This window comes from Chromobacterium piscinae (assembly GCF_021129175.1).
In the GTDB taxonomy this organism is placed as follows: domain Bacteria; phylum Pseudomonadota; class Gammaproteobacteria; order Burkholderiales; family Chromobacteriaceae; genus Chromobacterium; species Chromobacterium piscinae.
In genome coordinates this window covers 1-10,887 of sequence record NZ_JAJOHV010000096.1, presented here as the reverse complement: position 1 = coordinate 10,887, position 10,887 = coordinate 1, and the positions used below count along the sequence as shown (strand labels likewise).

Annotated in this window: 10 protein-coding genes and 1 pseudogene; 5 read left to right on the top strand and 6 right to left on the bottom strand. The window is 66.0% G+C overall.

Translation table 11 applies throughout. The features are described 5' to 3' along the window. The 3 genes and pseudogenes from LQR33_RS20575 to LQR33_RS20565 form a co-directional block, all read right to left on the bottom strand. A pseudogene (locus LQR33_RS20575) lies at positions 1 to 266 on the bottom strand (efflux transporter outer membrane subunit); the annotation flags it as partial. Then, positions 259 to 3,402 carry an efflux RND transporter permease subunit gene (locus tag LQR33_RS20570; RefSeq protein WP_231470256.1) on the bottom strand — a complete coding sequence of 1,048 codons (3,144 nt, stop codon included), beginning with the start codon at positions 3,400 to 3,402 and terminating at the stop codon, positions 259 to 261. The gene LQR33_RS20570 and the pseudogene LQR33_RS20575, both read right to left, overlap by 8 nt. Positions 3,403 to 3,422: 20 nt before the next feature. Continuing rightward, a complete protein-coding gene (locus tag LQR33_RS20565) occupies positions 3,423 to 4,610 on the bottom strand; it encodes an efflux RND transporter periplasmic adaptor subunit (RefSeq protein ID WP_031295273.1) in 1,188 nt (395 codons plus the stop codon). Positions 4,611 to 4,829: 219 nt separating this feature from the next. Here LQR33_RS20565 and LQR33_RS20560 point away from each other — a divergent pair, with 219 nt between their 5' ends. From LQR33_RS20560 to murA, 5 genes are all read left to right on the top strand, one after another. Next, a complete protein-coding gene (locus LQR33_RS20560) occupies positions 4,830 to 5,477 on the top strand; it encodes a TetR family transcriptional regulator (protein ID WP_046157952.1) in 648 nt (215 codons plus the stop codon). 84 nt (positions 5,478 to 5,561) lie between these two features. Then, on the top strand, positions 5,562 to 6,464 hold the full coding sequence (locus tag LQR33_RS20555; protein ID WP_166440939.1) for an ABC transporter ATP-binding protein: 903 nt from the start codon (positions 5,562 to 5,564) through the stop codon (positions 6,462 to 6,464). Then, the gene (locus LQR33_RS20550) at positions 6,461 to 7,216 is read left to right on the top strand and encodes an ABC transporter permease (RefSeq protein WP_231470255.1); all 756 of its coding nucleotides are present in this window, start codon (positions 6,461 to 6,463) and stop codon (positions 7,214 to 7,216) included. Before LQR33_RS20555 ends, LQR33_RS20550 begins: the two co-directional genes overlap by 4 nt. Before the next feature lie 27 nt (positions 7,217 to 7,243). After that, positions 7,244 to 7,489 (top strand): BolA family protein, encoded by a 246-nt coding sequence (locus LQR33_RS20545; RefSeq protein WP_021475026.1) that lies wholly within the window; start codon positions 7,244 to 7,246, stop codon positions 7,487 to 7,489. 10 nt (positions 7,490 to 7,499) lie between these two features. Continuing rightward, positions 7,500 to 8,753: a UDP-N-acetylglucosamine 1-carboxyvinyltransferase gene (murA, locus tag LQR33_RS20540; RefSeq protein ID WP_021475025.1), complete on the top strand. Its 1,254-nt coding sequence runs from the start codon at positions 7,500 to 7,502 to the stop codon at positions 8,751 to 8,753. 82 nt (positions 8,754 to 8,835) lie between these two features. On the opposite strand, the gene LQR33_RS20535 is transcribed toward murA, so the two are convergent. The 3 genes from LQR33_RS20535 to LQR33_RS20525 all read right to left on the bottom strand — a co-directional run. Next, positions 8,836 to 9,594, bottom strand: coding sequence for a type 2 periplasmic-binding domain-containing protein (locus LQR33_RS20535; protein ID WP_231177492.1), 759 nt, complete (start codon positions 9,592 to 9,594; stop codon positions 8,836 to 8,838). Between the two features lie 100 nt (positions 9,595 to 9,694). After that, on the bottom strand, positions 9,695 to 10,033 hold the full coding sequence (locus LQR33_RS20530; RefSeq protein ID WP_021475023.1) for a zinc ribbon domain-containing protein YjdM: 339 nt from the start codon (positions 10,031 to 10,033) through the stop codon (positions 9,695 to 9,697). Positions 10,034 to 10,107: 74 nt separating this feature from the next. Continuing rightward, the coding region (locus LQR33_RS20525) for an MlaA family lipoprotein (RefSeq protein ID WP_331282873.1) at positions 10,108 to 10,887 on the bottom strand (780 nt) is incomplete at its 5' end.

Below are 10,887 nucleotides of genomic sequence, written 5' to 3'. Positions count from 1 at the left end.
GCGCGGGCGATGCCGGCCTGCGCGGCGGCCTGGTCGACGCGGGCGGCGGCGGCTTGCAGGTCGAGGTTGCTCTTGATGGCTTCTTCGATCAGCTGGTTCAGCACCGGGTCGTCGAAGCGTTTCCACCAGCCGGCGTCCACCGCCGGCGCCTGGGCGCCGGCCTGGGCTTCCGGCAGCTCGACCTTGGGCCGGCTGTAGTCGGGGCCCACCGCGCAGGCGGACAGCGCCAGCGCCAGCATGGTGGGGATCAGGGCCCGCTTAAGCATCTGCGTTTCCTCCGGCCTCGGCGTTCTGCTGAGGCTTGTTCTGTTTGCTGAGCTTCATGATCAGGATGAAGAACAGCGGAATGAAGAAGGTGGCGAGGAAGGTGGCGGCCAGCATGCCGCCGATCACGCCGGTGCCGATCGAGTGGCGGCTGGCGGAGCCGGCGCCGCTGGAAATGGCCAGCGGCACGCAACCCAGCACGAAGGCCAGCGAGGTCATCACGATCGGGCGGAAGCGCAGGCGGGCGGCTTGCATCGCGGCGTCCACCGCTTCCATGCCCTCCTCCATCTGCTGCACCGCGAACTCGACGATCAGGATCGCGTTCTTGGCCGACAGGCCGATCAGCGTCACCAGCGCCACCTGGAAGTACACGTCATTGGCCAGGCCGCGCAGCCAGTTGGCCATCAGCGCGCCGAACACGGCGAAGGGCACCGCCATCAGCACCGAGATCGGCAGGCTCCAGCGCTCGTACTGCGCCGCCAGGATCAGGAACACCATGATCATGCCGAAGCCGAACACCAGGCTGGACGAGCCGCTGGTGGACTTTTCCTGGAAGGCGGAGCCGGTCCAGGCCAAGCTATAGCCCTCGGGCAGCGTTTCCTTGGCCACTTCCTCCAGCGCGGTCAGCGCCTGGCCTGAGCTGTAGCCCGGCGCCGGGCCGCCCACCAGCTTGGCCGCCGGGAACACGTTGAAGCGTTCCAGCGTTTCCGGGCCGGTGGTCTGCTGGATGGTCACCAGCGCGGTCAACGGGATCATCTGGCCGGCCTGCGAGCGCACGTAGACGTTGCGCAGGTCGTCCACCTTGGTGCGGAACGGCGCTTCGGACTGCAGCTGCACGCGGAAAGTGCGGCCGAACTTGTTGAAGTCGTTGACGTATAGCGCGCCGAAGGTGCTCTGCATGGTGTCGAACACATTGTTCACCGGCACGCCCAGCGCCTTGGCCTTGTCGCGGTCCAGCTTGACGAAGATCTGCGGGACGCTGGCGGAGAAGGTGGTTTGCACGCCCTTCAGCTCCGGACGCTTGGCGGCGGCGGCCACCATCTTCTTGGTGATGTCGCCCAGTTCGGCCGGGGTGCGGCCGGCGCGGTCCTGCACATAGGCTTCGAAACCGCCGGTGTTGGACATGCCGGAGATCGGCGGCGGGTTGAAGGCCAGGATGATGCCGTCGGTGACGCCCATCGCGCCCTTGGCGAAGACGTCCTTCACCACAGCCATCGACGACAGTTCCGGCGTCTTGCGTTCATCCCAGGGCTTGAGCACGATGAAGGACACGCCGGCGTTGGTCTTGTTGCCGCCGGACAGGATGTCGAAGCCGGCGAACGTCATCCGGTCCTGCACCGCCGGGTTCTTGGCCATCATGGCGTCCAGCTTGTCCATGGTGGCGGCGGTGCGGGTCAGCGACGCGCCGTCCGGTAGGAAGGCCGCGGCCAGGATGTAGCCCTGGTCCTCGTCCGGCGCCAGGCTGGACGGAATCATGCGGAACAGGCCGGCGGAGGCCAACAGCAGGCCGCCGAACAGCACCACGGCCAGCAGCGCGCGCTTGTTGATGAAGGCCACGCCGCTGGCGTAGCGCTCGGTCAGACGGTCGAACCAGTTGTTGAACCAGGTGAAGAAGCGGTTCGGGTGCTGGTGTTCGGACTTCAGGATCAGCGCGCACAGCGCCGGGGTCAGCGTCAGCGCCACGATGCCGGAGATCACCACCGACACCGCGATCGTCATCGCGAATTGCTTGTACATCTGGCCGGCGATGCCGCCCAGGAAGGCCACTGGGATGAATACCGAGCACAGCACCAGCACGATGGCGACCAGCGCGCCGGACACTTCCTTCATCGCTTTCAGGCTGGCCTCGCGCGGCGACAAGCCTTCTTGCGTCATCAGGCGCTCGACGTTCTCCAGCACCACGATGGCGTCGTCCACCACGATGCCGATGGCCAGCACCAGGCCGAACAGCGTCAGCGTGTTGATGGTGAAGCCGAAGGCGTACATGCCGGCGAAGGCGCCGACGATGGACACCGGCACCGCCAGGCAGGGAATCAACGTGGCGCGCCAGTTCTGCAGGAACAGGAACACCACCAGGAACACCAGCACCATGGCTTCGGCCAGCGTCTTGTACACCTCCTCGATCGACACTTCGACGAACTTGGTGGTGTCGTAGGGGATGCCATAGGACAGGCCGGTCGGGAAGCTCTTGGACAGGCGCAGCATCTCGGTTTCCACTGCTTGCGCCGTGGCCAGCTGGTTGGCGCCCGGCGCCAGGAAGATGCCGATCGGGATGGTGGCCTTGCCGTTGTGCTTGCCGTGGAAGTCGTAGGACAGCGCGCCCAGCTCGACGCGGGCGACGTCCTTCAGCTTCACCGCCGAGCCGTCCGGATTGGCGCGCACGATGATGTTCTCGAACTCCTCAGGCTCCGACAGGCGGCCCTGTGTGGTCACGGTGTAGGTGAAGTCCAGCTTTTGCGGCGTCGGTTCTGCGCCCAGCTTGCCGGCGGCGAACTGCGAGTTTTGCTCGCGGATGGCGGCGGCCACGTCGCTGGGCGTCAGCTTCAACTGGGCCAGCTTGTCCGGCTTCAGCCAGATCCGCATCGAGTAGTCCTGGCCGGCGAAGTTCACCACGTCGCCCACGCCCGGCACCCGCTTCAGCTCGTCCACCACGTTCAACAGCGCGTAGTTGCTGATGAACAGCGTGTCGTGGCTGTTGTCGGGCGAGAACAGCGACACCACCTGCAAGATGGTGGCGGACTTCTTGCGCACGTTGACGCCCTGGCGCCGCACTTCTTCCGGCAGCTGCGACAGCACCGATTGCACGCGGTTGTTGACGTTGATGGTGGCCTGGTCCGGATTGGTGCCGATCTTGAACGACACGGTCAGCGACAGCGTGCCGTTGCTGGCGCTGTTCGACTGCACGTACAGCATGTCGTCCACGCCGTTGATCGCCTGCTCCAGCGGCGCGGCCACGGTGTTGGCGATCACTTCGGCGGAAGCGCCCGGATAGCTGGCGGTGACATTCACCACCGGCGGCACGATTTCAGGGTACTGCTGGATGGGCAGCGCCTTGATGGCGGCCAGGCCCGCCAGCATGATCACGATGGAGATCACGCTGGCGAAGATCGGCCGCCGGATGAAGAAAGCGGAAAACATGTATCAGGTTCCCCCTGGGTTTACGGCTTGGCCGCGGCGGCCGGCGCGCTGGCGTCGGCCTGGAACGGGTGAGGCTTGACCTCGGCGCCCGGACGCAGCTTGATGATGTTGTCGACGACGACCTGGTCGCCGGCCTTCAGGCCCTGCTCGACCAGCACGTCCATGCCCACTTCCTGCGAGGTGACGATGGGGCGCGGCGCGGCCTTGCCTTCGGCGCTGACCACCCAAACCATCTTGCCCTGCTGCGTGGTCAGCACCGCGCGCTGCGGCACGGTGATGGCCTGAGTGCGCACCGCGCCGTTCAGCTGCACGCGGACGAACTGGCCGGGTAGGATGCCGCCTTGCGGGTTGGCGAAGGTGGCGCGCGAGCGGATGGTGCCGGTGGTGGTGTCCACCAGGCTGTCGGTGAAGTTCAGATGGCCGGACTTGCCGTACATGCTGCCGTCGGGCAGCTTGAGCTGGACTTCGAAACCGCCGCCGTTGGCCAGCTTCAGCTTGCCGGCGTGCTGCATCTTGCGCAGGTTCAGCATGTCGCCGTCGGACATGCTGAAGTTGACGTAGATCGGGTCCAGCTGCGAGATCTTGGTCAGCAGGCTGGCGTCGGCGCTGGTGGCCACCAGGCTGCCCTCGGAGCGGGCTTCCTGGCTGGTGATGCCGGAGATCGGCGCGGTGACGCGGGTGTAGCCCAGATTGATCTGCGCCTGTTCCACCTGCGCCTGCGCGGCGGCGGTGGAGGCCTTGGCGGCGTTGTAGGCGGCCACGGAGTCGTCGCGGTCCTTCTGGCTGACCGCGTTCTCCTTGAACAGCGGCATGATGCGCTCGTAGTCCTGCTTGGTGCGGGCCAGCTGCGCCTGCTGCACCTGCAGATTGGCCTTGGCCTGGTCCAGCGCCGCCTTGAACGGCTCGGGGTCGATCTGGAACAGCAGGTCGCCGGCCTTGACCGGCTTGCCTTCGGCGTAGGCGCGCTTCTGCAGGATGCCGCCGACCCGGGCGCGCACTTCCACTTCGCGCGAGCCGGCCGCCTGGCCGACGAATTCGTACGACACCGGCACGTCGGCCGGCTGCACCTTGATCACGGCCACCGGCACCGGCGGCATCGCGCCGCCGGCTTGGGCGTCGGGTTTCTGGCCGCAGGCCGCCAGGCTGGCGGCCACTACGCCCAGCATCAGCCCGCGCGCGGCGCGCGGGAAAACTGCACTTGCTTGCATGGTCTCGAGTCCTCGAAAGCAGAATCCGGAAAGGTAATGGAGAATTACTTTGTTATTGGGGGAATGGTCTGAGGTGTCATATCCCCGAGTCTGCGCATTTTACATACATACGCGTCTGTATGTAAAATGAAGAAATGTCGAGTCATGTAACAGCTTTGCGATATCGGCTAGGGATAGGCGTTAAAATTCATTAATTAGTACTAGCGTAAAGAATCAGGAATGGCACGGAAAACACGTGAGGAAGCGGAACAGACCCGCCAGCTGCTGCTGGACGCCGCCGAACAGCTGTTCAGCGAGCAGGGCGTGTCGCGCACCACGCTGGCGGAAATCGCCACCGCCGCCGGCTTGACCCGGGGCGCGGTGTACTGGCACTTCCAGAACAAATTGGATCTGTACCGCGCGATGTTGGACCGGGTGTCGCCGTCGTTCGACGACATGCGCGAGCAATTGTTGCTTGTCGCCAACACCGATCCGGCCCAGGCGCTGTGGCAGCACAGCCACCGTCTGCTGGCGCTGATCGAGCATAATCCGCAGGTGAGGCGCATCCTGCTGATCCTGTTCATGCGCAGCGAGCACGTCGGCGAACTGGCGCCGATCCACGAGGAATGCGTCGCCCACATGCACGAGGCGCGCGGGATGCTGAGCCAGGTGGTGCGGGCCGCCAAGGAGCGGGGACAGACCTATGATTGCGTCGATCCGGACGAAGTGGCGGTGGCGCTGCAGTCGCTGCACGACGGCCTGATGAACCGGCTGCTGGTGGAGACGCCGTGTCCAGACGCCACCCTGGCCGCCAGCCGGCTGTTGCAGTATTTGTACCGCGGCATTTTCCTGCCGCCGGTGATGGAACAACTTACCACTTGCGGCTGAGCCGGCGCTATAATTGCGCTTTTTTCTCAAGCCACTAGCGCGCGTTCATCCGGACGGCATCGCCTTGGTGGCCCCATGGTTTTCATGTCCCACGCAATCGAAATCGAGGCCGTCAGCAAGCGCTACGGCCAGCTGCAGGCGCTGGACCGGGTGAGCTTCGCTGTCGAGCCCGGCGAATTCTTCGCCTTGCTCGGCCCCAACGGCGCCGGCAAGACCACGCTGATCTCGGCGCTGGCCGGCCTGGCCCGTCCCGACAGCGGCAGCATCCGGGTGATGGGCCGCGACGTGGTGCGCGACTTCCGCGACGCGCGGCGCGCGCTGGGCGTGGTGCCGCAGGAGCTGGTGTTCGATCCCTTCCTGTCGGTGCGCGAGACGCTGCGCTTCCAGTCCGGCTACTTCGGCCTGGCCCGCAACGAGGCCTGGATCGACGAGCTGCTGTTCAAGCTGGGCCTGGCCGACAAGGCCGACAGCAATATGCGCGCGCTGTCCGGCGGCATGAAGCGCCGGGTGATGGTGGCGCAGGCGCTGGTGCACCGCCCGCCCGTGGTGGTGCTGGACGAGCCCACCGCCGGCGTCGACGTCGAGCTGCGCCAGAGCCTGTGGACCTTCGTCCAAGAGCTGAACCGCGCCGGCACCACCATCGTGCTGACCACCCACTATCTGGAAGAAGCCGAGGCCCTGTGCGGCCGCATCGCCATGCTGAAGAAGGGCAAGCTGCTGGCGCTGGAGAACAAGGACAAGCTGCTGGCGCACAGCGCGCGCCGCGAAGTGGCGGTCAAGCTGTCCGGCCCGCTGCCCGACAGCCTGCTGCCGCGCAAGCTGCGCGACGACGACGGCCGCGCGGTGCTGCAGCTGGCCGACCTGTCGGAGCTGGAGGGCGTGCTCGCCGAGCTGCGCCTGGCCGGCGTGGAAGTGCGCGAACTGAACGTGGTGGAGGCGGATCTGGAAAGCGTGTTCGTCAAGATGATGAATGGAGGCGCGGCATGACCGGCTTCTTCACCCTGTTCAAGAAGGAACTGGTGCGCTTCTGGAAAGTGGCGTTCCAGACCGTGGCGGCCCCGGTGCTGACCGCGCTGATGTACCAGCTGATCTTCGCCCACGTGCTGTCCAGGCATGTCGAGGCCTATCCCGGCGTCGACTACACCGCCTTCCTGATCCCGGGCCTGGCTATGATGTCGATGGCGCAGAACGCCTTCGCCAACAGCTCGTCCAGCCTGATCCAGTCCAAGATCACCGGCAACATCGTGTTCTTGCTGCTGCCGCCGCTGACCGCGGCCGAGTTCTTCTTCGCCTACCTGCTGGCTTCCATCGTGCGCGGCCTGGCGGTGGGCGCCGGCGTGCTCGCCGTCACCGCCTGGTTCGGCCTGCCGCTGCCGGCCCAGCCGCTGTGGGCGCTGGTCTTCGCGGTGCTCGGCTGCGGCGTGCTGGGCGCGCTGGGCGTGATCGCCGGCATCTGGGCGGAAAAATTCGACCAGTTGGCCGCCTTCCAGAACTTTTTGATCATGCCGCTGACTTTCCTGTCGGGCGTGTTCTATTCCATCCACAGCCTGCCGCCGTTCTGGTACGCCGTGTCGCACGCCAACCCGGTGTTCTACATGATCGACGGCTTCCGCTACGGTTTCTTCGGCCAGGCCGACGTCAATCCCTGGCTGTCGGCCGGCGTGGCGGCCGGCAGCTTCGCGCTGCTGTGCGCGCTGGCGCTGGGCATGATCCGCGCCGGCTACAAGCTGCGCCACTGAACCCTATTCGCCATTCGGACAATCAAGATGACCCCTGAGCAAGTCAAACAATATATCGAGGCTGGCCTCGACTGTGTTTTCCTGAAAGTGGAGGGCGACGGCCACCACTTTTACGCCACCGTGGTGTCGGCCGCCTTCGAGGGCAAGCGCCTGATCGACCGCCACCGCATGGTGAAGGAAGTGATCGCCAGCCGCCTGGCCAGCAACGAAATCCACGCGCTCTCCATCGTCAAGGCGGCCACGCCGGACGAGTGGGCCAAACAGCAAGCCTGAAAGCAATACCATGGATAAACTGAAAATCATCGGCAACGGCCCGCTGAACGGCGAGATCCGCGTCTCCGGCGCCAAGAACGCCGCGCTGCCCATCCTCTGCGCCGGCCTCCTGACCGGCGACACCATGCGTTTCACCAACGTGCCGATGCTGCGCGACATCGCCACCACCCAGAAGCTGCTGCAGGGCATGGGCGTCCGGGTGATGACCGACAATGTGCACGAGGTGGAGATCACCGCTTCGCAGCTGGACAGCCTGGTGGCGCCGTACGAGCTGGTGAAGACCATGCGAGCCTCCATCCTGGTGCTGGGTCCGACGCTGGCGCGCTTCGGCGAAGCCACCGTGTCGCTGCCCGGCGGCTGCGCGATCGGCAGCCGCCCGGTGGACCAGCACATCAAGGGCCTGGTGGCGATGGGCGCGGAAGTGTCGATCGAACACGGCTACGTCAAGGCGCGCGCCAAGCGCTTGCGCGGGGCCCGCATCGTGATGGACATGGTGACGGTCGGCGGCACCGAGAACCTGTTGATGGCCGCTACCCTGGCCGAAGGCACCACCATTCTGGAAAACGCCGCCCGCGAGCCGGAAGTGACCGACCTGGCCCACTGCCTGGTGGCGATGGGCGCCAAGATTTCCGGCATCGGCACCGACCGCCTGGTGGTCGAGGGCGTGGACAAGCTGCACGGCGCCGAGTACGCGGTGATGCCGGACCGCATCGAGGCCGGCACCTTCCTGGTGGCTGGCGCGATGACCCGCGGCCACGTGGTGCTGAAGAATGCCGCGCCTCAGAGCATGGAAGCGGTGCTGGACAAGCTGCGCGAAACCGGCGCGCTGATCGAGTGCGGCGACGACTGGATCTCGCTGGACATGAAGCAGCGCCCCAAGGCCGTCAACTTCCGCACGCTGCCGTACCCGGCCTTCCCGACCGACATGCAGGCGCAGCTGATGACGCTGAACTGCGTGGCCGAGGGCGCGGGCGTGGTGACCGAGACCATCTTCGAAAACCGCTTCATGCACGTGCCCGAGCTGAACCGCATGGGCGCCAACATCGAAGTGGAAGGCAACACCGCCATCGTCAAGGGCGTGGAGAAGCTGTCCGGCGCCACTGTGATGGCCACCGATCTGCGCGCCTCCGCCAGCCTGGTGATCGCCGGCCTAGTGGCCGAGGGCGAGACCATCGTCGACCGCATCTACCACCTAGACCGCGGTTACGAGTACATCGAGAAAAAGCTGGGCGCCGTCGGCGCGCTGATCGAGCGCGTCAGCTGAGCGCAGCGCCGTTGATGACGGAAAACGCCGCGGGCCTTCGGGACGCGGCGTTTTTTTGTCCGGTGCCGGCGTTCGCCGTCGCTCACTGGCCGGGGCGGGCGGCGGCGTAGGCCGGCGAGGCGCGCACCTCGGCCACGGCGTCCCATATGCGCCGGGCCAGCGCCGGCTGGCGCTGGTAGAAATCGTGCGAGAAGATCAGGTAATAGGGTTTGACCGCCAGCGGCGGCTCCAGCTTGTCCAGCTTGCCCTGCAGCGACGGGTCGGCGGCGATGGCGTCGTCCGCCGCCCGGCTTTGCAGCGCCGCGCCATCCACCCTGCCCAGCAGCACCTTGCGCAGGATGACCGCCGCGCTGCGCGAGCTGCTGTCCACCCGCAGATCCCATTGCTGCAGTTGGCCGACGATGGAAAAACCGGTCTGGGCGGCGATGCCCTTGTCCGCGTGGGCGATATGGCGGCCGTCCCAGCCCAGGCGGCCGTTTCTGGCGCGATAGAGATGATAGCTGTCGGTCAGCATGCGCAGCGCGGCGTCGGGTTGGCCGTGCTTCAGCGGAAACTCGCCCAGCGCCACCCGCTCCGGCGCGTAGCTGACCTTGTACAGGCCGTCGAGGCGGCCGGCCTTGACCTCGGCCATGCAGCGCACCCAGGGCAGCGCTTCGGTCTGGATCGCGATGCCGAGCCGGTCGGCCACCATGCCCATCATGATCTGGCTCAGGCCGCGGCCGTTTTCCAGCAGCCAGGGATAGGATGGCGCGTCCTCATGGCACAGGCGGACGGCGGGAGGCTGGGCGGCGGCCTGGCATAGCCACAGGCCGGCGCATAGCCCGGACAATACGCGGATCATCGATGTCGGCGCTTGGCGATGGAGTTGTCATGAGTATAGAAGGGATGAAAAAAGGCGGCCCGGGGCCGCCTTCGTCAATCGCCGGCATCCGCCGCGCGGATCAGGCTTTCTTGACGAATTCGGACTTCAGGCCCATCGCGCCGATGCCGTCTATCTTGCAGTCGATGTCGTGGTCGCCGTCCACCAGGCGGATGTTCTTCACCTTGGTGCCGACCTTGACCACCAGCGACGATCCCTTGACCTTCAGGTCCTTGATCACGGTGACGCTGTCGCCGTCCTGCAGTACGTTGCCGACGGCATCGCGCACCACGCGTTGCTCCTCAGCGGCGGCGGCCGGCTGGTCGCTCCATTCATGCGCGCACTCCGGGCACACGAACAGCGCGCCGTCCTGGTAGGTGTATTCCGATCCGCATTGCGGACAGGCGGGCAATTGGCTCATGGCGGCTCCTGTGTTTTGAAAAAGAAAAACGCCGCCGTCCGGAGGACGGCAGCGGCGTAGGACGGGTCGAGCGCTTATTGCGCGGCCGAAGCGGCGACGGCCGCCGCGGGCGCGGACGCTTCCGCCGGAGCGGCTTTGCGTTCGGCGGCGGGGGCCGAGCTGTCGCTGCCGCTCACCAGATCGTCCAGATTGAAGTTGTCCACCGGCTGTGTCGGGTCCGGTTGGCCTAGCTGCTTGGCGCGCATCTGCATGTACAGGTCGCGGGTGTAGCTGTAGCGGTCTACCGCGGCGGTATCCAGCAGGTTTTCCGCGCCTAGGTACTTGGCGCGGGTGCTGACGCCGTAGACGCCGTAGAAGGCCAGCGCGTCCCTGGAGTTATGGTAGATCAGCTTTTCCGGCCCCGGGCCGACCAACGAGGTGGCGAGGCCGGTGCTGTCGCGTACCGTCGACGGGCCGAAGAAGGGCATCACGAAGTAGTTACTGCTCTTCCAACCCCAGGAGGCCATCACGTCGCCCAGCGAGGTCTTGTTGTTCTTCAGACCGGCCTGGTCGGCGATGTCGATCAGGCCGAACAGGCCGAAGCCGGTGTTCATCGCCACGCGCATGAAGTCGTTGGCGGCTTTTTCCGGCTCGGCGCGCAGAACGTTGAACGCGAAGCTGTAGACGTCCTTCAGGTTGTCGAAGAAGTTGCCGATGCCGGTACGGATCGGCGAAGGCACCACGGCCTGATAGCCCTGAGCCGCCGGTTTCAGCACCCACTGGTCCGCCTTGTCGTTGACTGTGAACATCGCACGGTTGTACGGCTCGTACGGATCGTAGGCGGTGGTGGGGTGGCTGGCGCAGCCGGCCAGCAG

Excerpts from the sequence above, each read along its gene's own strand:
- LQR33_RS20570 (WP_231470256.1), bottom strand. The coding sequence starts at position 3,402 with ATGTTTTCCGCTTTCTTCATCCGGCGGCCGATCTTCGCCAGCGTGATC.
- LQR33_RS20565 (WP_031295273.1), bottom strand. The coding sequence starts at position 4,610 with ATGCAAGCAAGTGCAGTTTTCCCGCGCGCCGCGCGCGGGCTGATGCTG.
- LQR33_RS20560 (WP_046157952.1), top strand. The coding sequence starts at position 4,830 with ATGGCACGGAAAACACGTGAGGAAGCGGAACAGACCCGCCAGCTGCTG.
- LQR33_RS20555 (WP_166440939.1), top strand. The coding sequence starts at position 5,562 with ATGTCCCACGCAATCGAAATCGAGGCCGTCAGCAAGCGCTACGGCCAG.
- LQR33_RS20550 (WP_231470255.1), top strand. The coding sequence starts at position 6,461 with ATGACCGGCTTCTTCACCCTGTTCAAGAAGGAACTGGTGCGCTTCTGG.
- LQR33_RS20545 (WP_021475026.1), top strand. The coding sequence starts at position 7,244 with ATGACCCCTGAGCAAGTCAAACAATATATCGAGGCTGGCCTCGACTGT.
- murA (WP_021475025.1), top strand. The coding sequence starts at position 7,500 with ATGGATAAACTGAAAATCATCGGCAACGGCCCGCTGAACGGCGAGATC.
- LQR33_RS20535 (WP_231177492.1), bottom strand. The coding sequence starts at position 9,594 with ATGATCCGCGTATTGTCCGGGCTATGCGCCGGCCTGTGGCTATGCCAG.
- LQR33_RS20530 (WP_021475023.1), bottom strand. The coding sequence starts at position 10,033 with ATGAGCCAATTGCCCGCCTGTCCGCAATGCGGATCGGAATACACCTAC.